Consider the following 24,324-nt stretch of genomic DNA (forward strand, 5'->3'; position numbering starts at 1 on the left):
AACATATGGTTTAGGTGAGCTAAATTAACCCAAAGGTGTGATATTAGTCATATAAAATGGATATTAGTGTATTTGAGTCACTCTAATTCATCTTAAAATGGGTATTGTAGAGATTATTGGGGGTCATTGTTTTTATCGGAGGCGTTGTGTCAGCACATTTCAATCAATTTGAGCAATCTGGATTTATTCAGTGGAATAAACGGTTATCAAGTTATCAGCTATCGCGTCTACATACCTTTGAAGCTGCGGCACGGCACTGCTCTTTTGCATTGGCGGCTCAGGAACTGGCGTTAACGCCTAGTGCGGTTAGCCACCGAATTAACACGTTAGAAGGGGAATTGGGGTTTAAATTATTTGAACGTTTTCATCGGCGCATTGAATTGACGGTTGATGGTGAGCGGATTTACTGGGCTTTACGCAAAAATTTGGATGATATTAACCAAGAAATCATTGATATCAAGAACCAAGAAATCTCGGGCGAACTTACGGTATATTCGCGACCATCCATCGCCCAGTGCTGGTTAATTCCCAAAATTGCGGATTTTGCTCATCAATACCCCTCGATTCAATTGAATTTATTAACAGGGAACGATGACGTTAATTTTCGTGGTTATGGTATTGATGTTGCCATTTATTATGATGATATCACTCGGCCAAACTTATATTGTGAAGATTTAATGTCAGAATCAATTGTCCCGGTTTGTAGCCCACAATATGCAGAACAGCATGATTTACTTAATAATATGCACCAATTGAAAAATTGTACTTTATTGCATGATAGGCAAGCATGGAGCAGTAACTCTGACTATGATGAATGGAAGGCATGGAGTGAGTATTACCAATTAACGTTGTTTCCTCATCGCCGAAACTTATGTTTTGATCGTTCTGATTTAGCGATTGTTGCCGCCATGAACCATGCTGGTGTAGCCATGGGGCGTAAACAATTGGTTGAAAAACGTTTAAAGCGCCAAGAACTGGTAATGCCATTTGGTGATATTTCGCTGAAGTGCGAACAACGCCACTATTTTGCGATGCTTAATGATAAACGTAACCCGAAGGCAGATATTTTTATTCAATGGTTAAAACAGCAAGTTAACGCAATATCACAAGTAAAATGACGCTTATTCGAGTAAGATAACAGGCTGGTGATGTTTTTATAGAATGGATAAAACTGACGCTATGGCCCCGAAAACGCAAAAAGTTGCCACGATCAAAGATGTTGCTGCCAAAGCCCAAGCTGGGAAAACCAGTATCTCGCGATATTTGAATGGTGAATTCCATTTACTTTCAGATAATTTGCGCCAACGTATTGAAAGCGCCATTCGTGAATTAAACTATCGCCCAAACCAAATGGCACGGAGCTTGAAACATGGGCGGACAGGCCTGATTGGCTTGATTATTGCCGATATCGGTAACCCATTTTCTGTTGAAGTCTTAAAAGGGGTGGAAGCGGAGTCCATTAAGCAAGGTTTTATGACCGTCGTATGCAATGCTGATAATAGCATTGAGCGTGAATGCCAATTTATTCAGCTATTAAAAGGTTACCGCGTTGATGGGCTTATTATCAATTCAGCAGGTGTTAACGAACAATTCATTGATGTGCTGAAAGAAACCACGCTGCCTTTTGTCTTATTAGATAGAAAAATCGACAATTTCCCCAGCGATATGGTTGGTCTAGATAACCCCGCTTCTGCACAAATGGCGTTTCATCACCTATTGGAACAAGGGTTCGAAGCGATTTGTTTTGTTACTGAACCCATTGTGTATAACAGCGCACGGCAAGAGCGCTTACAGACATTCCAAGCGTTATCACAGAGCCATCAACATATTCAAAGCGAATTTCATGAAGTGGCCTTGCCTGATCCTGCGAAATTAGAAGCCATTGTTGCTGATTTTTGTACGGCTCATCGGGGTATGCGCAAAGTGATTGTCGCGGCCAATGGCGTACTGACCTTGCAGTTGGCGTATGTCATGAATAAACAAGGGCTGCGGTGGGGAACGGATATTGGTTTTCTCAGTTTTGATAACCTCGAATGGGCGGCATTAGCAGGGCAAGGGGTAACCTCGGTGTCTCAACCGACAGCGGAAATGGGGCATAAGGCGGTGGAGTGCTTGTTAGAAAAACTGGAAAACCCAGATAAACCCCCAATGCAATATTTATTTAATGGGGAATTACTGATCCGCAAATCAACGACATTGTAGTCTTTAGCGGCTCTTAAAATTTGGTTACCATTTACCAATTTAGCTTAAGGGTTATTACATGTATACTGGTGTGTAGACTAAATTATAACCATTTTGAGAGTATAGGGAACATATGAAAAAAATAGGGATATTATTGCTAGCTAGCCTTGTTTTAGCGGGATGTAGCACCAGAAGTCAGATCAAAGAATATACCTGCCAAGTTGACCAAAGCTATAATCACATCACAATAGAGCGTAATGGTAAGTTTTTTTTCCCTACCGGTGCCAGTAAAGTTCAAATCTTTTTCAATAATGATCAAATTAATGTTGTTGATTTTGTTGGCTATGAGTATATGAGTTATCCGCTAGTGAAAAGCACAGAGCAACGACGTGTTGAAAAAATCAAAGATTTTAATGTCGTGATCAATAAAGGTGATTTTTATTCTGATGTCAATGGCATGTTAGAGATTTACTCACCAACTCAAAAAACAGTGGGGTTATATTATTTAGCACCATCAACCAGTAAACTGAATTCTATCCAGTTTCTGACGGAGTGTGAACGAAGCCATGTTGCTCGTGAGGGACACGCCCATGAGCATTAATGTTTAAAGAGCCCTAATAAATTAGGGCGTTCTAGGTACTTATCTATTTGGCTATTTCAGGGTTAACACAATTTTGGCTCAGGTCACCCTTTAAAGCCGCTATTAGGTTGTCAACAGCACACTCGACCATGGCATAACGGGTTTCATGGGTGGCTGAGCCAATATGAGGCAAGGCCACCACATTTGGTAACGTGAGTAGCTTAGAGTTGCTTGGAAGCGGCTCCACCTCAAACACATCTAAACCCGCTCCGCGAATTGTGCCATTTTCTAATGCGTCGACTAACGCGGCCTCATCAATAATTCGCCCCCTTGAACCGTTGATCAAAAATGCACTGGGTTTCATTTTTTCCAACTCATTTTTGCCGATTAATTTTTCGGTTGAAGCGGATAATGGCAGCACGACACAGACAAAATCCGATTCCGTGAGCAATGTATCGAGGTCACAACGACGTGCACTAAGCTGGGTTTCTGCATCGGGATGGGTATGGTTATTGTAATAGAGAACTGGCATTCCGAAGCCTAAGTGAGCACGTTTAGCGACAGCATAGCCAATACGCCCCATTCCAAGTATACCAATCGTTTTACCGTGCACATTGCTGCCGTATGCATTTTCACCAATACTTTGAGTCCACTGGCCATTTTTGACCATTTCAGCCATTTCGATAATGCGGCGTGCACTGCACAGCACCAACGTAAAAATGGTATCCGCGGTGGTTTCGGTTAATACATTGGGGGTATGCATCAATGCAATCTTTCTGGCATTCATTGCGTCAATATCAAATTGGTCGACACCAACGGAAATGGTTGACGCGACTTTCAAATTTGGTGCATTGGCAATGTCATCTGCAGTGATAGGGTAACTAGCCCCAATAATGCCATCAGCTCTCGTCAAGGCTTGTTTAAAGCTGGCGAGATTTTCAGGGGTAATGCTATCAAATTCAGTGACATTAAAGTGTTGCTGTAGCCGCGTAAGTTGATCCGCGGGAATGGATTTATATAAAATAATATTCTTTTTCATGATATCCCTTTTAAGCATGTTCTGTGATGATGGCATCACGTTTTTGCTCTTGGTTTGGTTTAACAATCAGGGTAAAGAAAACCGAAGCTAACAATGCGAGTCCCATAAACATATATGAGGCACTTGGGCTACCTGTTGCTCCATTTAAATACCCTACAAACCATGAACCGAAGAATGAACCTAATGCGCCCATACTATTGATTAATGCCATTGCACCACCGGCAACGTTCTTTGGCAACATTTCAGGAATAATAGCGAAGAAGGGCCCATACGGGGCGTACATAGCTGCACCCGCAATCACTAATAAGGTATAAGAGAACCAAAAATTGCTGCTACCGAGTAAGTAGGAACCGAGGAAACATATCGCGCCGAGTAAAAGCATTGGCCAGACAAATAATTTGCGGTTATGCATTCGGTCAGATGCCCATGAAACTAAGATCATGGCCAGAGTCGCAGCAAGGTAAGGGACTGCGGAAAGCCAGCCTGTTTCTACCATCCCAAGGTTGGAGGCACCACGAATAATAGATGGCAGCCACAGCACAAAGCCATACACCCCAATGCTCCAGCAGAAATATTGAGCGCAGAGTAAAATCACATTGCGAGACTTAAAGGCTTCACGGTAATTACGAACGGGCTTGATATTTTTTTGTTCGTCACTCAGGATCTTATCCAATGTCTCTTTTTCTGATTGGCTTAACCAATTGACTTGGCTAGGTTTGTCTCGTGCTGTTCTCCACCAGAAAAAGGCCCATAAAATCGCAGGAACCCCTTCAATGATAAACATTTCACGCCACCCGAAGGCTTGAATGAGATAACCGGATAGCACGGACATCCACAGTACCGTAACGGGGTTACCTAGAATTAGAAAAGTATTGGCGCGAGAGCGCTCTGATTGCGTAAACCAGTTACTGATATAGATAAGCATCGCAGGCATGACCGCGGCTTCGACGACCCCTAGGCTAAAACGAATAATCACTAACATAGGGATATTGCTCACCATGCCAGTTAAACTAGCGAATAAGCCCCATAGGAAGATACAAGCAAAAATGAGTTTACGGACACTGCGCTTTTCTGCATAAATAGCCCCCGGTATTTGGAAAAAGAAATAACCAAGGAAAAATAATGAGCCGAGCAGGGATGACATCCCTTTGGTAATGCCTAAGTCAGCGTTGATCCCTGCAGCCGCGGCAAAACTGTAGTTTGCTCTGTCTAAGTAGGCAAGGCTATAGGTGATAAACACGATTGGCATGATGCGCCACCAACGTGACGCTGCAGGAGTATTCATTGTCATAATCGATTTCCTTTTAACATACAGCTTTAGTGGTGGTCGCGGACAGTAATGCCATTTCATGCTGCAGTTGTGCCTGAGTTGGTAAACCTTCACTGTCGCCAATAACTTGAATGGCTCTTGCTCCAACAAAATTACCTCTTGCAACAGCTTGCGGTAATGTTAAGCCTTCAAGTAATGCGCTAATGACGCCAACAGCAAAGCCATCACCAGCTCCGACGGTATCAATGACGTGTTTCACATGGACAGCGGGAACCATACCCTGTTGGTTACCGGCTGTTTTATAATATGCTCCGTGTTCCCCGGTTTTAATCACAACCACTTCGACACCTTGAGCGAGATAAAAATCAGCAATAGACTCGGGTTGGTCGAAGCCCGTCAGTATTTTGCCTTCTTTTAAACCGGGTAAGACCCAATTAGCTTGGAACGCGAGTTGGTTGAGCTGTTCGACCATTTCCTGTTCACTTTTCCATAGGGATGGACGCAAATTAGGATCAAATGACAGTGTTTTCCCTGCATTTCGCATCCATTTTGCTGCATACAGTGAAAGTTGATAGCTGGTGGGCGAAAGTGCGGCTGCCACGCCACTTAAATGTAAATGACGGGCAGACAGAAAATACGCTTCATTAAAGTCAGTGAGATCTAAATGGCTGGCTGCTGATCCTTTACGGAAATACTCTACGTTGGGATCGGTTCCATTTTCAGCTTTAGATTTAAGTTGGAAGCCCGTTGGGTAACGAGAGTCCACTGTAACGCATTGACTATCCAGTTGTTCTTTATCCAAAGTGGCTTTAATGAAACGCCCGAAGGAGTCATCGCCAAGTCGGCTTATCCAGCCACTTTTTAACCCTAAGCGAGACAGACCGATAGCAACATTCAGCTCAGCTCCGGCTGCGCGACGGACGAAACTTTCGACGTCATGTAATTCCCCTGTTTGTGTTGCCACAAACATCATCATGGCTTCACCAAGAGTGATGACATCTAATTGATTTTTCATGATGTTAAATCTCCTTTAACAGAGAAACGTAGTATTCAGTAACTGCACGTAAATCATGGCCTTCGAGTGGAAACTCGATACCACGAGGGACGTTATTCGGTAGCGCGTTTAGCACTTCTTTCCATGTGCCATCACTGTCATCCAGTGCGACTGCAATGCGTTTATTGCCACGCAATTGGCAGGCTTTAACGTGAATATAAGCGACTTGGGGAGCGAAAATATGGGCGGCTTTTAGCGGGTCTTCTTGCTGCCAATGCCAATTCGCCATATCAAATGCCATTTTTATTGGCAGATTTTGGGCTTTAACATCAGCAAAAAAACGTTCAAGAGGTGCAATGTGACCGCCTACCTCGGTTTGGTCATTCTCGATCACTAACTGTGTGGTGTATTGATTGAGAAGGTTAATGACTTCTGATAAATCATATTGTTCAGGTAAGTCCCCCAATGACAGCTTCAATATCTGCGCATTGAATGACTGAGCTTGTTCCAAATAGAGGCGTAATTGATGAATTTCGATAGGAGCTTGTTGCTGAAATAGCGTGTCTGGCACGGAATAAACCGCGGTGAGCTGTCTTGATTGCAGTCCTTTGGCTATATCCGAAAAATTATCGCTGGGTAACAACAGTTCTTGGCGGATTTCAGCACCATCCGCATGGCTGTTTTGAATAATATCGAATAGTGCTTGTTGACCCCCTAGTTGTTTTACGGTTTGTGCACCGTAGGCGGCAGTAACAACGATAATGTCTTTGCTCATGACTTTCCTCTGTCTGATTAAAGGGGATTTAGCCCATTTGTCATTGCGAATAATGCATTATGGAACCGGTTCCATTTCACTTTCTAGTGACGAAAGATCAAAATCAGAGCTATATCACTAACCAAACGGCGATAAATGTTTAATTACCGATCACCATCACAACTTTTGATGTAATGGGTGCAATAAAAAGTTCAGATAGGGTTTTCATAGCGTATGTGATTTTGTCAAAGTATCATTTTTGATAGTTTTGCTTAGGGGGGCGTTTTTGGCTTTAACGGGCTAAAAGAAAGGGCGCTAATTCATTTCTTACTGCAATCAATAACGATAAATTATTAGTCTAGAAAAACAAAGGCAGAACTGGGTTATAAGTTCTGCCTTATTATTCAATAGGTTATTGGCTTAATGCATCGGCAACTGTTTTAAAACGAGCGAATTTGTCACGCAGCTGTTGATGGCCAATCGCATTGGGTTGGTAAGTAGTGATTTTGGGGGTACTTGCCGCAATGGCGACATCAAAACCTGAATAATAACCTGTCCCAACGGCAGCACAAAGTGCAGCGGCTTGGCAGCCTGATTGCTGCACGTTGACGACATCTAACGGCAAGTTACTGGCATCACAGAACATTTGCATCCACAACGGTGACTGTGTTGGGCCACCCGTGAAACGAATAGATTCGGTTGTATTATCAAGGCCAACAATACGGTCTTGATGCAACAAATGTGAAAATACAATCCCTTGATAGATAGCATAAACAATATCAGCATCCGTATGGTGTGAGCTTAAACCGAGTAGACCACCGTGCAAATTACTGTGGTAATTAGAACCGTACAGCCAAGGGAAAAATAGAATATCGTTTGGCCGCGTTGCCCCTTCAGCCACACAGTGATTCAGTACATCATAATCTTGCAAACGTTGATTGAAGAAGTGACGAGTGAACCACGCGAGGTTACTGGCGGAAGTCGGGCTGCCTTCGTGGACAAAATAGGTTCCTGGAATGCAGTATTTACTCCATACGTATGGGTAATCTGAAGGTACAATCTCATCAAAGACACGCGTTGAAATGGTCCAAGTGCCTGCTACTGCACTGAGTTTATCTTTTTGGCTCACCCCTGACGCCAACGCGGCTCCCACGACATCAAAGAAACCACCAAATACAGGGGTTCCTTCTACCAGTCCAGATTCTGCGGCAGCTTTGTGGGTTACGGTACCCGCTAATTGGGCTGAGTTAATTACAGGTGCGAGTTTGTCATTTGCTTCATCAATACCAAACAGTTGGCATAATTTAGGGTCATAACTCGACTGGATTTGGTTAAATAATTGGCTACCCGAAATATTGGTTTCTTCGCAGGCAATTTGGTCGGTTAAGCGATAGCGAATATAGTCATGAACCATCAAAACATGCTGAGTATCGCGATAGTTATCAGGCTCGTGTTGTTTTAGCCAATGCAGTAGTGCAACGGGATGAGAAGCCCATAATTGCTGCAAACTCAATGGATAAGCTTTATCCGCAGTACCGTCTTGGTGCCATTTATCAACAATGGATTGAGCACGTGAATCAGATGATACGATCCCATTTCTAACTGGTTTTCCTTGGCTGTTGAGCAAATAAAGCCCTTTACCGTGGGATGAAAAACTGACACCGGAAATTTGGGCGGCACTGAGCTGGCTATTTTGAATGGCTTTGCGGATCACGCTGCAAGCCGCTTCCCATAACATTTCCATATTGCGTTCACTAAAACCCGCCTGTGGGCTTTCAGTGGGAAAAGAGTGCTCAGCAACCGTAATTTCTTGGCCTTCAGCGGTGTAGATCCCCGCTTTAATGACGGTACCACCCAGGTCAACACCCATAAAAAATGCATTCATTATCGGCTCCTTTAGGCGTTATACCAGCCAGCTTGTTGCATTTTGTCTTCCATCCAATGACGGGCTTTGATAATTTCAATCAGTGGTTCATCGGCTTTTTCTGTCCACATTTCAATCAGAAAGGAACCGCGGTAATTTAAACGTTTTAATAATTTGAATAAATTAACAAAATCTACGCAGCCTTCGCCGAAAGGCACATCACGAAATTGGCCTTTGCAGGTTTCAGTCACCGCATATGTATCTTTTAAGTGAATGGCTGCAACGTGTTCAATTCCTTGGGTGAATTCTTTTTCGACATCATTACCCCATGCCGTTAAGTTACCGACATCAGGATACACCTTGAACCAAGGCGAGCGAATTTTATCGGAAAGCGTTTGCCATTTGCTAATGGAATTCATAAATGGCGTATCCATGATTTCCACCGCACACATGACTTGAGAAGCAGCCGCAATTTCACTGACCCACTGCATGCCTTTTTCGAAATTGGCAATCGTTTCGGCATCTTGCTCTTCATAGTAAACGTCATAACCCGCGAGCTGAATAGTGCGAATGCCTAAGTCTTGAGCGAGCTTAATGGCTTTTTCCATTAAGGAATAGGCCATCATGCGAGTGGCCTCATCATGGCTACCAAAAGGAAAACGGCGATGGCCCGATAAACACATACTTGGAATGCGAATACCTGTTTCTTGAATGGCTCTAACCACTTCCAGACGTTCAGCGGGGCTCCAGTCTAACCGAGCTAGGCGTTCGTCAGTTTCATCCACTGACATTTCCACAAAATCATAACCCGCAGATTTTGCGATGACTAATTTTTCTAACCAACTGCTGTTTTTTGGTAATGCTTTTTCATAAATACCAATTGGATGCTTGCGCATGGTTTTCCCCTTGAAAAATTAACTTTGTGTCGATGCTTTATTAAGGCGTTGGTTGCGGTTCATCGCACGTTTAGCACTCCATTTTTCTTTGAAGAATTTGAATGCTAATGCCAAGATGAGCGTGATCCCCCAAACTGCGAGGTTAAAGTGCAGGCTTACACCAAGCAGGCTTAAACCTGTCGCAATGACCTGTAAAACCAATAAGGCACAGAACACTCGGCTAACCTTACCAACTCCCCCAAATGGGTTAGTTCCACCTAATACGATGGCAAGAATGGTGAGCAGTAAATAGGAATCCCCGTAGCCCATACGTGCAGAGTTAAAGCGAGCCATCATGATGAGCCCAGCTAATACACATAACAGGCTAGAAATGGTGTATATCGCAATCATGACTCGGTCGGTACGAATACCGCTGAACCACGTTGCATTGATATTACTGCCACTCATATAGATATTTTTACCTAAGCGCGTACAGCCTAGAAACAGCGCTAAGAGAATTGCGGTAACAATGAAGATAATCATCGCAATTGGCACCCCAAGCACAGTATCGGAACCAATGGCACGAACAATGGGGGGCATCCCACTTAATGCCGCACCTTTGGTGAGGTAAACACCAATGCCGCTGATAATCGTCATTGTACCGAGGGTTACTAGGATCGGGTGGGCTCCGATATGGGAAATCATCAGCCCTGTTAAGCTACCGATAATGACTGCAATCACGGTTGCGCCGATTAATGCGAAGACCAACCACATTAGCTGTGTGCCAGTACTGGCATCCACTGGGAGGTAATTGATAAATACCCAAGCCATAAAGAGCCCCGTTAAGTTAGCAGTGCTAATAATGGCAAGGTTCAACCCACCACTTAACATAGGAACAAACATGGCAAAGGTGAGTAAGCCCAATTCAGGTAACTGAAAAGTGATACTCAAAAAGGTATTTTGAGTAAAAAAGTGCCCTGGCATGGCAATACTAAACGCAGCGATAGCCAAAACAAAGATTGAAAGCAGTCCGATAACAGAGCCATCAATGTTAAAAAAAGTATTTTTTTTCATGGTGATATTCCTGTTAAACAAAACCGACATCCGTCTCTTTACGTTTTTTGTAGTGGGTAATACAAATCGCAATGAGAATAACCAGCCCGATGACGATATTGACGAAGTAGTTTGAAACACCAATCAGGTTAAGGCCGTTTTTCAAGATACCAATCAGGAAAACCCCCATGAGTGTCCCTATCACTGAACCTCGCCCTCCGGATAAACTGGCGCCACCCAATACAGCAGCGGCAAGCACATCCAGCTCTCCACCCACAAGGGCACTCGGTACCACTTCACTCATTCGGTAGGTTTGCAACATGCCGCCAATCGCTGCCATCGCACCAAGGTAACCATAAGCAAATAGGTAAATCACGGAAACACGGATACCAATACGAGACGCAGATTCTTGGCTGCCACCAACGGCATATAACTGACGGCCGATGTGGGTTTTATTCATTAAAATCCACGTTAAGAAGGCAATGCCAAGCATCACAATTAACGGCAAGCCAACTTGGTAATATTCACCATCCACTTCAAAAGGCAGGATAGTGACAGGATCTACCCACCAATCAGGCAAGTCATAAATACTGTGCCCGTTGGTTAGCCACATCAGCATGCCGAACAGCAGTGATTGCATACTGATGGTGATGATAATTGACACAACATTCAGCGAATAAATCAAAATGGCATTGATTAAGCCAAAAGCGATACCAATGATAATCGCCAATGTGATACTGACGGCAGGGCTTGCAATAAAACCTTGCAATAACCAAGTGGCAATCACGTATTGCACTACGGAAGCCACGGCGGCAAACGAAATATCAATCCCCCCAGTGACGAGAACCACAAATAAGCCTAAGGCGAAAATACCGGTAACGGCGTAGCTTTCACTGAGGTCGAGTAAATTTTGAATAGTGAGAAATTGCGGGCTCATCAATGTGAAGAACACCACCATGATAAGAATGACCCAAATCAGCCAGCCTTCGACAGATTGTGGTCGTAATTTTTGCCAATTAGCCATTGATGATTTCCTCCAATTGTTGTTCATTGATGGAATCTGTCTCAATTTCTTTGACGATAGAGCCTTGTTTCATATGTAAAATTCGGTCGCAATTGTAATAAGCTTCGGAGGCTTCATCGGTAATTAATAGAATAGAGATACCGACACCTGACAAACGGTGAATCAGTTTGTAAATACTGTCTTTTGCGCCGATATCAACACCAACGGTCGGTGAGTCTAAAATCAGTACTTTAGGACGTGTTAAAATCCATTTAGCAAGTACCACTTTTTGTTGGTTACCGCCTGAAAGTGTTGAGAGGGCATTATTGGGATCGGTGACTTTAATATCTAAGTCGGCTATCCACTCTTGTACGATTTCTTGGCACTGTTTTTCATCGATTAAATGCAAAGGCGTTTTGAGGCGATCCAGAATCGAAATCACCATATTGTCTGCGATTGATTGCTGTAAAATGGCACCTAAAGTCAGGCGGTCTTCAGAGACATAACCAATGCCACGCTTAATGGCGTCGGTGTTGTTTTTTAACTTAACCGGTTTGCCTTCGATGAGTAATTCGCCGCTATCGGGATGGGTAATGCCAAACAATGATAGCGCTAATTCGGTGCGGCCTGAGCCTAGCAAACCACATAAGCCTAATACTTCCCCGCGTTTTAAACTTAAGTTGATATCGCGATATTGCCCAGCTCGACTGAGGTTTTTTAGCTCTAGTACCGTGCGTCGGTCTTCCGCGTTATTGGGGGGCTTACGTTCATGGACAATATCTAAGCCAGTCATTAACTCTGTAATTTTGCGGGTAGTTAAGCCTTCAGCAGGCCATGTGCCAATTTTTTGACCATCGCGGATCACGGTGATGCGGTCAGAAATCTCTTTCACTTCTTCTAGTCGGTGACTTACGAAAACAACAGTAATACCCTTATCTTTTAGGTAATTAACCGTTGAGAGTAGTTGGTTGACTTCGGTACGGGTCAATGAAGCCGTTGGTTCATCCATAATCACCAGACGTGCATCGGCAACTAGGGCTCGGCAGATAGCAACCTGTTGGCGTTGAGCAATGGGTAAAAATTGCACAGGGGTGTCGGGGTTAATGGTGAAAGCCAGTTCATTGAGGATTTCTAAGGCTTTTTCGCGCAGTTGTTTTTTGCGAAACCAGCCAAAATAGCCTTTGAGGTTCAGCTCAAAGGCGATATTTTCGGCAACGGTTAAGTTTGGAAATAGTGACAAATCTTGGTAGATAACTTGCACGCCTAGCTCACGCGCTTTATCTGGCGTCAACCGGTGATAACTTTTCCCATCAATTTCAATTTTACTACCGTCATCAGGGGCATAGACACCACTGATGGTTTTAATTAATGTGCTTTTCCCACACCCATTGGTGCCCGCTAAACAGTGCACTTCACCTTTGTTGAGCGTCAAATCGATATTGCGTAATGCACGGTGACCACCGAAGCTTTTGGAAAGGTCGCGCAAGGTAATGAGTGGATCGGATTTGTCAGCTTTTGAGGTGCTTGTCATAAGTACAATTCCTACTGCAAATAAATTGGTGTTGGCTTGTTCGTGATGCGTTCGAGCCGCTGCGTTAGTGCAGGCGACTCGAACTCAAAGAACATAAAATTTAATATATTGATAAATATTGTATTTTTGTTTTGAACATTATTTTGACAAGGTAAAATTACAGACCGACTTCGACCAATTTTTTCGTATTTTCAATATTCAAATTAACAGGGTTGTCACTCAAAATCGTGTTGCCACTGACTTTGATTTCACCCATATCACCAATAGACACGCCATCTTTGATTTCTTCGCCATTCATCATGGCAGTTGCAACCTGTACAAATACTTGTCCTGCGACTTTTGGATTAGAGATATAGCCGCCATCAATTGCACCTTTTTCCAGTAATTTGATGCCTTGGCCAGGTGTGAATGTCCCGAATACACAGGTTTCGTCATTTTTACGGCGTTTATCAATGGCTCGGCCTGCACCGATAGGGCCTTGTGAACCAAATGACATGATGCCTTTTAAGTCTTTGTGCTTAGATAACAAGTCATTAGCTGTACGCATTGAGTCATCAACGGATTCGGCAACACCAAAGCGGTCATCGACCATTTGCATTTTTGGGTAGTTCGCTTTTTGGTAAGCAATTGCCGCGTCGGCCCATTCGTTCACTAATGGTACTGTCAGGCTTCCCACAAACATGGCGTATTTGCCTTCTTCACCCATACAGGCCGCCATGTCTTTCATATGGTTAGCCCCCATGCTTTGGGTATCAAGTAATTCAAAGTCCCAATCGGCATTTTTTTGATTTGGTGATTCGTGGGTAATAACTTTAATTCCAGCGTCTTGGGCGCGTTTTAATACAGGCTCAAGCACTTTAGCGTCGTTAGGAACAACGCCAATGACATCCACTTTCTTCGCGATTAAATCTTCGATAGCACGAACTTGTTCTGCTGGATCAGCCGTTGTTGGGCCAACTTGGAAGGCATTTACCCCGAGTTTTTTACCTTCTTCAGTAATACCTTGTTCCATGACATTAAACCAAGGAATACCACCGACTTTAACGACGACACCCATAGTAAAGGGCTTTTGTGCTTTTTGTGATTCAGCCATCGCGACATTTGAAAATAGTGCAACGCTCATTAAACAAGGTAAAACTAGCTTCTTCATGTTCATAGTTGTATTCCTTAGTGTAGATGGATACTAAATCAAGAAATTCCATTATTTAGAAATAATGAATTTCTCATATTTAGGTATGCCTATAATTAAGTGCCAAGGAATTATGGGTAAATAATATCCCTGCACTTATTTAATACAGAAAATAAAATGGAACTTATTATTTTTACTTACATTACAGCTATATAATTTTTATTTTTATAAATTATTTGTCGCACTCGATAATTTTAAGATTAGAGAATTGTTTTTGAAAATTATTATCATTGAGTTTATTTGTGATTAATACGTCAATATCATCAAATGTACAAACCTGACTAAATGCATACTTTCCTAATTTACTATTATCCGCGAGCAAAACTTTATTTTCAGAAACCTGTAACATAATATTTTTTAATTTTGAGTTTATTTCACTGCCATCACGAATACCATTTTCGATATTAAACCCTTGGCATGAAAGAAATAAGGTTTTTATCTGAAAGCTACGAATAATGCTTTCTGCAATTGGGCCATGAAAATCATCATGACGTTCTGAATATTCCCCACCTATACCAATGACACGTACTCGGTCACGGCAGGCCAGCGCTTGAATAATTTTAACCGAGTTTGTCACTACCGTAATGTCGATATCAGGTATTTGCCGTGCGAGAAACCAGCAAGTACTGCTGTTATCTAACATAATACAGTCACCAGGCTGAATTAATTTTAGTGCAGCCTTCGAAATCTTCATCTTGGCATCAGGGTGCTCTTCGGTTCTTTTGCGAAAAGACTCTGCACCATCAACCATTTGACTGAGCTTGACCGAAGAAGGCATCACATTCACCATCGGCATTTCTTCTTGGTCGATGGCAACCGCGCCCCCAAAGCTACGGATGATCCTATTTTCACGTTCAAGAGCCGTTAAATCACGACGGATAGTTTCTTGAGAAACGAGACATAATTGAGCTAAATCACGCACTAGCGCCGAGCCATTCTGCGAAACATGAGAACAAATTAATTTATGGCGTTCGGCTTGTAACATATTTAACTCCTATTCTTTCCACGATATTTATTCTGCCCGTATTGCTTTTTTTTTGTCGTGATTGGATTCAAGTTATCTCTTCTTGAAAAAAACAAAGCCGATTAAAGTGATTGTGATCGGTATTTTGTGAATTTAATTCCAATCAGTTACACGATAATTAGACTTGCATCACTATATTTGCGGGATCTTTTTACTTTTATGGTATTAAACAAAAATCATTGGGCTAATTCGGTCAGTTAACCACATTCTATTTATGTGTTTTTATGACCGTACGTGCCCGAGTACGCCTGAGTTGGTCTGTTTTGTTGCGAATTTGTAAAGTGAGGTGCTTTTTAAATGGCCTAAATCTGTTTACCTTAATAGGTAGATACAGGTTATCAACACACAAAAAACATCACCATAATAAATTTTTGTTGTTGATATTAAAGCATATTTTAAAAAGCTAGGGAGTTGTTATGTTAGAACAATTGAAACAACAAGTCTTTGAAGCAAACCTTGCCTTACCCAAACATAACCTAGTGACCTTTACTTGGGGGAATGTGAGTGGTATTGACCGCGAAGCTGGGTTAATGGTGATAAAACCTTCTGGCGTTGACTATGAAACCATGAAAACAGAAGACATGGTGGTGGTCTCGTTGGAAAGCGGAAAAGTGGTAGAAGGGAAATATCGACCTTCTTCAGATACCGACACGCACTTGGCGCTGTACCAAGCATTCCCTGAAATTGGCGGTATTGTCCATACTCACTCTCGCCACGCCACTATTTGGGCTCAAGCAGGGCAACCACTGAGCGCCTTGGGGACAACCCATGCCGATTATTTCTATGGTGAAATCCCTTGTACCCGTAAAATGACAGCAAATGAAATTGAAGGCGATTATGAAAGAGAAACAGGCCATGTGATCATTGAAACTTTTAAAGAAAAAGGGATTTCAGCGAAAGACATTCCTGCTGTATTAGTGAATAGCCATGGGCCATTTGCTTGGGGAACAAGCCCCGATAATGCAGTGCATAACGCCGTAGTGTTAGAAGAAATTGCCTATATGAATTTATTTACCCGTCAATTAAGTTCACAAATAGGTTCAATGCAACAAGTATTATTAGATAAACACTATTTACGTAAGCATGGTAAAAATGCGTATTACGGGCAAAAATAAAGCGGTTAAAAAATTAATTAAATAGAATTGGCAAACGAGAGTAATTATTGATCCTATGATCAATAACGGATTTCTTTGTTTATAAAATAGCCACAATGAATATAAATAGTTAGTTGTATCCCTATTGCTTAATAATTAGCTAAGCAATAGGGAATAGTTTGTTTTTAAAGTGTGACGCCCATTTTAAAAATTGCTAATTCACGGAAATCATTGATTTCATTTTTTGTAGGTTCACCATTAACGGTTTTGACAACAAGCTGAATGAAGTCATCTAATAATTGATCCATGGATTTTCCTGTTAATAAGGCGCCTGCATTAAAATCAATCCAATGGGGTTTTTTAGCAGCTAACTCATTATTGGTCGCAATTTTCATGGTGGGAACAAAACCACCGTATGGTGTGCCGCGACCCGTTGTAAATAACACCATATGGCAGCCAGCTGCGCCTAAGGCACTGGTGGCAATGGCGTCATTACCCGGTGCGCTTAACAAATTGAACCCTGGGGTTGTCAGGCGCTCTCCGTATTTTAAAACATCCATGACTTGGCTAGTACCCGCTTTTTGTGTGCAGCCGAGGGATTTTTCTTCAAGTGTCGAAATTCCTCCAGCTTTATTGCCTGGAGATGGGTTTTCATAAATTGGCTGCTCATGAGCAATAAAATACTGTTTAAAGTCATTGATCATATTGACCGTTTTTTCAAACGTCTGTTCATCATGGCAGTGGTTCATTAGAATTTGTTCAGCGCCAAACATTTCAGGGACTTCGGTTAACACCGTGGTTCCGTTATGGCTGACTAAAAAATCAGAAAAACAGCCTAGCAATGGGTTAGCTGTGATCCCTGAAAGCCCATCAGAGCCACCACATTCAAGGCCAAATTTCACTTCGCTCAGCTTACCCGCCTCGCGTTTGTCCTGTTGGACGAATTGATAAAGTGCATTAAGGTGCTCTACACCGGCTTCAATTTCATCATCTAATTGTTGGCAGACCATAAATTTGACGCGTTCATCATCATAGTCACCTAGTGTTTCTTTAAAAGCGGCGACTTGATTGTTTTCACAGCCTAAACCGATGACAAGTACGCCACCTGCGTTAGGGTGCTTAACCATATCTTGTAAAATAGTACGGGTTGTTAAATGGTCATCACCGAGCTGGGAACAGCCTAAAGTATGGTTATAAAGATATACACCATCAATATCAGAAGCACCATTGTGTTGTTTATTAAAGCGTTCGATCATTTTTCTCGCCAGCGCATTAACACAGCCGACTGTTGGGATCACCCAAATTTCATTACGGATAGCCACATCACCGTTTGCTCGGCGATAGATTTGCACGTCTGGATCTGGTCGTGTAACGGCAATTGTGTTGTGTTCAGGGCGGTATTCATATTCGTTTAAAGCACTTAAATTGGTGGCGATATTATGAGTATGAACATGCTCGCCAGCCGTTATGGTCGTCGTTGCATGGCCGATGGGAGCGCCATATTTAACAATATTTTTGCCAGTTTGAATCGGAGCTAGGGCAATTTTATGCCCTCGGTCAACATCTTGTTTTAATGTCACTGATTGCTCTGCAACAGTAATGGTTTCCCCTGCTTGTCGGTTAACTAAAGTAATGGCGACATTGTCATTGGGATGTATTTTAATTATATCTTTTATCATATTGCGTTCCCTGAATTGGAAATCGGATTAAGCGTGATCAGCCATAAAAAGTATGAATGATCTTTTGTTGTCTAAATTTCATTCATTATACGGTCTGGTTTATAACTTTAAAAGATGTTATACTAATTTATTGTGATTTATTTATTCGTGAAGTTCTATTTCACCCATCGTCGAAAAATTTCGTTATACTGTAGGCATTGATGGTCAGCGAGTCGGGTGGTTATGTGAAAGGAGAAAATAATGAGCTCACAAGAGAGTGAACCGCGCCTATACCAACAAGTTGCAGCTCTGGTCAAAGAACGTATCGAAAATGACGAATACCCAGTTGGCACCAAATTGCCTGCGGAACGGTTACTTGCTGACGAAATGAAGGTGAGCCGTACGGTGATCCGTGAAGCCATCATTATGCTAGAAGTCGAAGGTTATGTGGATGTGCGCAAGGGATCTGGTATACATGTTATTAGTAACCGGTCCAATAACTCAGTCAATACAGAAACAGGATTAGAATTTAGCCGTTGTGGGCCATTTGAGCTATTACAAGCAAGGCAACTGATTGAAAGTCACATCGCTGAGTTCGCAGCAACCCAAGCCACCAAAGAAGATATTCTAAAACTGGTTGATATTCAAAAGCATGCTCGCAAAGAGGATCGTTTTCGTGATTCAACATGGGATCTCGCCTTTCACATGCAAATTGCCGCGTCGACCCATAACAGTGCGATGGTGGTGATCGTTGAGCAAATGTGGAGCCAACGCTTACGTAATCCTTACTGGCTCAAGCTTCACGAGCACATTGATAACCGTTCGATTGAGAGCTGGTGTGATGAGCATGACCAAATTTTGCAGGCACTAGCGCGTCGAGACCCGAAAGGGGCGCGGCAAGCTATGTGGCAACATTTGGAAAATACTAAAAAAATGTTATTCAATGCGACCAGTGATGACTTCGAATTCACCATGGATCGCTATTTCTTCGCAGATAGCCCAACCATGGATGATAACAGCTAGTTATTCCTCATCATCTTCCGATATTTGCTTCAGCGCGGGGAGGTTAACTAAAATAATTTTCCCGTATTTTGCATCAATCCAGCCTAGTTTTTCCCATGCGACTAAACGCTTATTGATGGTTTGCCGTGTGGTATTAATGATGGTCGCTAAGTCATCTTGTGTGAGATATAAGCTTAGTTGAATTCCTTTTTCATGAGGTTCGCCATAGCCTTCTGCTAAGCTCAATAAGCGTTTGGCGAGTCGGGCTGAAACGGACAATAAGGCACTGTCATTGATAATGGTAAAGGCATTACGGATCACTTTACAGAGCAAAATATTCAGAAATTGGTAAAAAACGGGGTGTTTTTCCAAGATCATGGTTAAGTCTTTCGGTGATATCGTCAGTAAAATAGTTGGGCTAATCGCTTTGGCATCATGGGTGCGTGCTGATTTATCTAGCATGGCAATTTCGCCAAACCAATTGCCAGGTGAAAGATAGCGAAATACACATTCACGGCCATCTGAGGAAATTGAACTTACTTTTACTGAACCTTGGAGCACTGCATATAGACCACGGGCAGGGTCACCTTGGTAGTGAACCATTTCACCATCTGGATAAAAACGCAATGTGGCGCATGTCATTAAGATAGAAATTAAATAATCAGGTAAGTTACTAAACCAACTATTTGTTTTTAATATTTCATGAATATTTTCATGCGTTAGAACTAATTGGCTGTTTTGTACCGCAATGTTCATCTGAATGCTCCCTGCATGATTCGCTCGCGTTATCATGACATTTGGTAGGGTTATGTTCAATCATGAACCACCGCAATGTTCGAATGAACTTCACAAATAACAATACAGTAAATAGAAAACCCGAGCCATGAGTTGTGGCTCGGGAGGGACTTAAAAGATAGCTAATTAATCTTCAAATCGTTTTTCAATACCTAATCTTTTTAATGTCAGAATCAGCAGACCACCGATAAAGGCGACTAAAGCGATAAAATAGAGCCCTGCACGAGCAGAATCAAAGGTCGTTTCTGCCCAAACTCGTAAGTTTGGTGCCACAAAACCACCTAAGTTACCCACTGAGTTAATCAATGCAATACCCGATGCAGCTGCGGTGCCGCCTAAGTATGCCGATGGGAAGCTCCAATACAGCGGTTGCATGGCTAAGTGGCCAGCTGCTGCCACACACAGGGCAATAATCGCAATGACGGGAATGCTATCGAATAAACCAGAAACCGCAATTCCTGCAGCACCTAACATAAAGGTAATGGCAGCAACTTTACGACGTTCTTTTAATCGCTCCGAAATACGTGGTACATAGTAAACTGCAATGGCCGCACACAGTGGTGGTATGGCGGTAACAAAGCCTACAAGTATGCCGACTTTACTGCCCAACAACGTACCGATTTGGGTTGGTAAGAAGAAATAAATCCCATAGCCACATACTTGAACGGTAAACCAAATCAGACACAGGTAGAGAACGCGCATATCTAATAATGCTCTCAAGGCGCCTTTCGGGCTATGGCCTGCTTTGGCATCTTCTTCCAAGGCTAATTTAGCGGAAAGTGCACTTTTTTCCTCAGCTGTCAGCCATTTGGCTTTTTCAGGGCGGTCATCAAGGTAAAAGAACACCCAAATACCGACAATAGACGCTAATAAGCCTTCTACGACAAACATTAACTGCCAGCCGTATAAACCGAAGGCAAATGAAGTTCCTTCTAACGACAATAATGAGCCAGATAATGGGCCGCCAATGATAAATGCCAGTGGTGCCCCAAATAAGAAGTAGCCTGTCACCCGTGCTCGGATATTTTGTGGGAACCAGAAGGTTAAATACAGAATAACCCCTGGAAAGAAGCCAGCTTCACTGACACCAAGTAAAAAACGCAGCACAATAAAGGTGGTTTCATCATGAGCAAACATCATGGCGGCAGAGACTAACCCCCACGTGACCATAATGCGTGATAACCATACCCGAGCGCCAATGCGGTACAACAGAATATTACTTGGCACTTCAAACAGTGCGTAGCCGATAAAAAAGATCCCTGCGCCAAATGCGTATGCAGCGTCACTTAACCCAGTTGTTAATTGAAACTCTTGTTTTGCAAAACCAATATTTGAACGGTCTAAATAAGCCAATATGAACATTAATACCACCATAGGTATTATTTTTCGTATTGCTTTGCTGGTAGCCGATGATAAATGATCCGTATTGGTGGACATGGTTCACCCCAGTTTTTTGTAAGATAGTAATGTTATCTATTCATTTTTATTATGTGTTTAGCCCGCCGCTGAATAACCAGCAGAGTAGAGTATAGAGCTAATGTACTCGTCATATTTCAAGTTGCGGTGTTGTTGACTGCACCATGAATTATTTAGAGTGTAAATAAGTAATTTAAAATGAATAATTCTTGTTATTAATTTCCCTTTTTCATGTTGTTAGAAATGAAATATTGAAAAAGGGAATGATCATTATTTCACGTTAAATTTAGCTAATGCTTCAGGTTTTAACGTTGTACCTGCCCCAGGCGCAGTTGGTGTAGTATAAACACCATCAATGACTTCGACTGGGTCAACAAAGCAATCCAGTGTCCATGGAATAAATTCCAGTAAAGAACAAGCGGGATGTGCCATTACCAGATGTAATTGTGCCTGCATCATATCGCCATGATGTGGTGTTACGGGTAAATTAAATGCCATACCTAAGTCAGCAATTTCCCATACCGCTGTTAAACCGCCACAGCGTGTTGCATCAGGTTGTAAATAATCAACGGCACCCGCCAAGACAAATTCCTTGAATGAATCATTGTGATAAAGTAATTCACCTAATGCGATAGGTGTGTCCATATAAGTGGCAAGCTGTTTATGGCTTGCGACATCATCATGCCATAATGGTTCTTCAAACCACTTAATATTAAAATCATTTAAACGGTGCCCATATTGCTTGGCAATACTGATATCCCATTTACCGTTTGCATCGACCATTAGATCGATATCGTCGCCAATTGCGTTGCGAACTGCTTCAATACGCAAGAGATCTTCGCGTGGGTCGGGTTTGCCAATCTTCATTTTTATTGCTTTAAAACCTTCTTCGAAGATCATTTTTTTACAATCATCGACTAACTCTTCTTGGCTACGCACTAACCAACCGCAGTCAGTGTTATAGGCGTTAACTTTATTGTGTTTTGAACCGCCAAATAGTTGCCATAGCGGCTGCTCTGCGGCTTTAGCTTTAAGGTCCCAAAGGGCGATATCGATGGCAGAAATCGCCATTTGCATCAAACCACCACGACCTACCCAGATATTGGTTGAGCTGCGAGTGAGTTTTCGATGTAAATAGCGCACTTCTGTTGGGTCTTCGCCGAGTAACATTGGGCCGAAAACATCTTCCATAATAGTGGTGATTAAACGGTCAGTGGTGATGTCGGCATGTGTCCCTGTATGGCCATAACCGACTAATCCACATTCTGTTTTGATCATGACACCCGGCATCCCCCAATGGGTAATGCTGTGAGTTGAGTCACCAATTAGGTCATTAGTGACAGGTACGTGCATGATAAAAGTACTAATTTCTTTTATTTTCATTGTTGTTCCCAGGTGTTGTAAGGTGGTTGAATGCCAATCTAGCAGCGGGAAATGGATTAAACTGTCAAATGATTTACAGATTGTGCCTGTATGCTGATTTTTACTGATAAATATGAGCTAGATCTCTTTATACTGTGTGATAGGTTAGGTCATTTTTTTAAAATTGGTATAACAGCTTAATGGGCGAAAATAATGGGGGGCAGGGAATAATAAAAATTTTTATCAGGGTATGGGGTTCAATCCAGAGTCGGTTTAGAATAATTACGCAAAACTCAGCGCTATAGTGGATGAAAAATGTCTAAACGATTACTTTTTTTGCTCTGTATTTTATTGACGAGCTCTTTACCTCAATCTTTGGCTTCTGAAATCGTCAACAACACAGATGATTGGCGGTTAACTGACATACCCCCCAAGCTAGTGCAAACGAAACAGCCTGAAATTATTTTTGCCATGATTGCTGGAGAAATGCGCGCTGTCGCAGAACTTAACGCAGAACACGGTTTTTATGCCTATTCTCCTTCGGGAGATTATTGTGCAATGCAGTTTGGCAATGATTATGCTTTTGTAAAAACAGTATCGTTTTCTAACCAAAAACCCCGTTATGTACCTGAAGTGGATAGGCTAAATGATTTACAAAATCCCATTTATGATTATTTGGTCACACACCAAAAAACAGCGATATACAGTTCAACTCAGAGTAATCGTAAGCAAATTGCCTCTTTATGGGAAAACCTGCGTTACCCTGTGTTAGCACGGATGATTAAAACGGATAAGGCTGGTGAAAAAACGGCATGGCTAACTATTCGTATAGGGGATAGGCTAGGTTATGTGCGCTTAGATGATGTTACATTGGATAAAGGCATTCCAATTTTAACCTATCACCATATTCTCAAAGACAGTGAAAATAAGCATTTTCGTGACACGTCAACGACGACATCCGTAGAAGCATTTCGCGAACAAATGAATTATTTAAAACAAGAGGGCTACCAGACCCTTTCGCTTGCTGACGTGGAAGATTATCTGAATAAATCCGCCAATCTACCGGGTAAGGCGGTTGTGCTGACATTTGACGACGGTTTAAAATCAGTTTATCGCTATGCATTACCGATTTTAAGGCATAACCGCCAGCAGGCGACGCTATTTATTATTTCTTCACGCATCAAAACACAGCCACAAAAATGGTCTGCGGATACCCTGCAATTTATGAGTAAGCAAGAAATCAAAGATAGCCGAGACGTTTTTAACATCCAATCTCATACTCACTTTTTACATCGTTTAGATAACCATAATTCGCCCATTTTGTTTAGCCGGAAAGAACACACGATCATGTTGGATTTTAAGCGGTCGATGAAAATTTTGAGTCGCTTTGAACCTAAACAGCGCTATTTAGCCTATCCGTTTGGTGGTTATAACGCCTCCGCGATGGAGGCAGGAAGGGAAGCCGGTTTGCACTTGGCGCTGACAACGATTCAAGGAAAAGTCAAATTGGGGGATAACCCATTTGCGCTTAAACGTTTGTATGCTTTTCGGAGTGACCCATTAGAGAAATTTGCTCAGATGGTAGGAAATAGTGAAAAAAGCGTCGTAAATCAAAATATTATTATTGATAGGTAATTCAT

21 protein-coding genes are annotated in these 24,324 nt (G+C 42.3%); 6 read left to right on the plus strand and 15 right to left on the minus strand.

What is annotated here, in order from left to right; genetic code table 11:
- The first annotated feature begins 146 nt into the window (after window positions 1–146).
- The 3 genes from dsdC to PSF42_RS13810 all read left to right on the plus strand — a co-directional run bounded on the left by dsdC (window position 147) and on the right by PSF42_RS13810 (window position 2,782).
- Window positions 147–1,118: a DNA-binding transcriptional regulator DsdC gene (dsdC, locus tag PSF42_RS13800; protein ID WP_102138076.1), complete on the plus strand. Its 972-nt coding sequence runs from the start codon at window positions 147–149 to the stop codon at window positions 1,116–1,118.
- 43 nt (window positions 1,119–1,161) lie between these two features.
- A complete protein-coding gene (locus tag PSF42_RS13805) occupies window positions 1,162–2,202 on the plus strand; it encodes a LacI family DNA-binding transcriptional regulator (protein WP_125890577.1) in 1,041 nt (346 codons plus the stop codon).
- Between the two features lie 112 nt (window positions 2,203–2,314).
- On the plus strand, window positions 2,315–2,782 hold the full coding sequence (locus tag PSF42_RS13810; protein ID WP_125890576.1) for a hypothetical protein: 468 nt from the start codon (window positions 2,315–2,317) through the stop codon (window positions 2,780–2,782).
- Between the two features lie 43 nt (window positions 2,783–2,825).
- Here the strand turns inward: PSF42_RS13810 and PSF42_RS13815 are convergent, their stop codons facing one another.
- From PSF42_RS13815 to PSF42_RS13865, 11 genes are all read right to left on the minus strand, one after another.
- Window positions 2,826–3,800 carry an NAD(P)-dependent oxidoreductase gene (locus tag PSF42_RS13815; protein WP_125890575.1) on the minus strand — a complete coding sequence of 325 codons (975 nt, stop codon included), beginning with the start codon at window positions 3,798–3,800 and terminating at the stop codon, window positions 2,826–2,828.
- Between the two features lie 10 nt (window positions 3,801–3,810).
- Window positions 3,811–5,091, minus strand: coding sequence for an MFS transporter (locus PSF42_RS13820; protein ID WP_272680227.1), 1,281 nt, complete (start codon window positions 5,089–5,091; stop codon window positions 3,811–3,813).
- A 13-nt stretch (window positions 5,092–5,104) separates the two neighbouring features.
- Window positions 5,105–6,085 (minus strand): sugar kinase, encoded by a 981-nt coding sequence (locus PSF42_RS13825; RefSeq protein WP_272680228.1) that lies wholly within the window; start codon window positions 6,083–6,085, stop codon window positions 5,105–5,107.
- Window positions 6,086–6,089: 4 nt separating this feature from the next.
- Entirely contained in the window at window positions 6,090–6,839 is a 750-nt protein-coding gene (locus PSF42_RS13830) for a sugar phosphate isomerase/epimerase family protein (RefSeq protein WP_272680229.1), read from the minus strand.
- A 391-nt stretch (window positions 6,840–7,230) separates the two neighbouring features.
- On the minus strand, window positions 7,231–8,703 hold the full coding sequence (locus PSF42_RS13835; RefSeq protein WP_125890571.1) for an FGGY-family carbohydrate kinase: 1,473 nt from the start codon (window positions 8,701–8,703) through the stop codon (window positions 7,231–7,233).
- Window positions 8,704–8,714: 11 nt separating this feature from the next.
- On the minus strand, window positions 8,715–9,578 hold the full coding sequence (locus PSF42_RS13840; protein WP_125890570.1) for an L-ribulose-5-phosphate 3-epimerase: 864 nt from the start codon (window positions 9,576–9,578) through the stop codon (window positions 8,715–8,717).
- Window positions 9,579–9,596: 18 nt separating this feature from the next.
- Window positions 9,597–10,631, minus strand: coding sequence for an ABC transporter permease (locus PSF42_RS13845; RefSeq protein ID WP_125890569.1), 1,035 nt, complete (start codon window positions 10,629–10,631; stop codon window positions 9,597–9,599).
- Window positions 10,632–10,644: 13 nt separating this feature from the next.
- Window positions 10,645–11,634 carry an ABC transporter permease gene (locus PSF42_RS13850; RefSeq protein ID WP_125890568.1) on the minus strand — a complete coding sequence of 330 codons (990 nt, stop codon included), beginning with the start codon at window positions 11,632–11,634 and terminating at the stop codon, window positions 10,645–10,647.
- Window positions 11,627–13,144 (minus strand): sugar ABC transporter ATP-binding protein, encoded by a 1,518-nt coding sequence (locus PSF42_RS13855; RefSeq protein ID WP_272680230.1) that lies wholly within the window; start codon window positions 13,142–13,144, stop codon window positions 11,627–11,629. Before PSF42_RS13855 ends, PSF42_RS13850 begins: the two co-directional genes overlap by 8 nt.
- A 157-nt stretch (window positions 13,145–13,301) precedes the next feature.
- Complete coding sequence (locus tag PSF42_RS13860; protein ID WP_272680238.1) at window positions 13,302–14,294, minus strand: substrate-binding domain-containing protein; 993 nt, start codon at window positions 14,292–14,294, stop codon at window positions 13,302–13,304.
- A 211-nt stretch (window positions 14,295–14,505) separates the two neighbouring features.
- The gene (locus PSF42_RS13865) at window positions 14,506–15,318 is read right to left on the minus strand and encodes a DeoR/GlpR family DNA-binding transcription regulator (RefSeq protein WP_125890566.1); all 813 of its coding nucleotides are present in this window, start codon (window positions 15,316–15,318) and stop codon (window positions 14,506–14,508) included.
- 455 nt (window positions 15,319–15,773) lie between these two features.
- Here PSF42_RS13865 and araD point away from each other — a divergent pair, with 455 nt between their 5' ends.
- Complete coding sequence (araD, locus tag PSF42_RS13870) at window positions 15,774–16,472, plus strand: L-ribulose-5-phosphate 4-epimerase (RefSeq protein WP_272680231.1); 699 nt, start codon at window positions 15,774–15,776, stop codon at window positions 16,470–16,472.
- Window positions 16,473–16,636: 164 nt separating this feature from the next.
- Here the strand turns inward: araD and PSF42_RS13875 are convergent, their stop codons facing one another.
- Window positions 16,637–18,130 carry a UxaA family hydrolase gene (locus PSF42_RS13875; RefSeq protein ID WP_125890564.1) on the minus strand — a complete coding sequence of 498 codons (1,494 nt, stop codon included), beginning with the start codon at window positions 18,128–18,130 and terminating at the stop codon, window positions 16,637–16,639.
- 240 nt (window positions 18,131–18,370) lie between these two features.
- Here PSF42_RS13875 and exuR point away from each other — a divergent pair, with 240 nt between their 5' ends.
- Window positions 18,371–19,132, plus strand: a complete 762-nt coding sequence (gene exuR, locus PSF42_RS13880; RefSeq protein ID WP_004259169.1) for a transcriptional regulator ExuR — start codon at window positions 18,371–18,373, stop codon at window positions 19,130–19,132.
- Here exuR and PSF42_RS13885 read toward each other — a convergent pair whose 3' ends face one another.
- From PSF42_RS13885 to PSF42_RS13895, 3 genes are all read right to left on the minus strand, one after another.
- Window positions 19,133–19,867, minus strand: a complete 735-nt coding sequence (locus tag PSF42_RS13885; protein ID WP_254879851.1) for a Crp/Fnr family transcriptional regulator — start codon at window positions 19,865–19,867, stop codon at window positions 19,133–19,135.
- A 165-nt stretch (window positions 19,868–20,032) separates the two neighbouring features.
- Window positions 20,033–21,343, minus strand: a complete 1,311-nt coding sequence (locus tag PSF42_RS13890) for an MFS transporter (protein WP_125890563.1) — start codon at window positions 21,341–21,343, stop codon at window positions 20,033–20,035.
- A gap of 249 nt (window positions 21,344–21,592) precedes the next feature.
- Window positions 21,593–22,705: a mandelate racemase/muconate lactonizing enzyme family protein gene (locus PSF42_RS13895; RefSeq protein WP_125890562.1), complete on the minus strand. Its 1,113-nt coding sequence runs from the start codon at window positions 22,703–22,705 to the stop codon at window positions 21,593–21,595.
- 294 nt (window positions 22,706–22,999) lie between these two features.
- Here PSF42_RS13895 and PSF42_RS13900 point away from each other — a divergent pair, with 294 nt between their 5' ends.
- A complete protein-coding gene (locus tag PSF42_RS13900; RefSeq protein WP_125890561.1) occupies window positions 23,000–24,319 on the plus strand; it encodes a polysaccharide deacetylase family protein in 1,320 nt (439 codons plus the stop codon).
- Window positions 24,320–24,324 lie beyond the last annotated feature (5 nt).

This window comes from Providencia sp. PROV032 (assembly GCF_028484875.1).
GTDB lineage: Bacteria > Pseudomonadota > Gammaproteobacteria > Enterobacterales > Enterobacteriaceae > Providencia > Providencia rettgeri_E.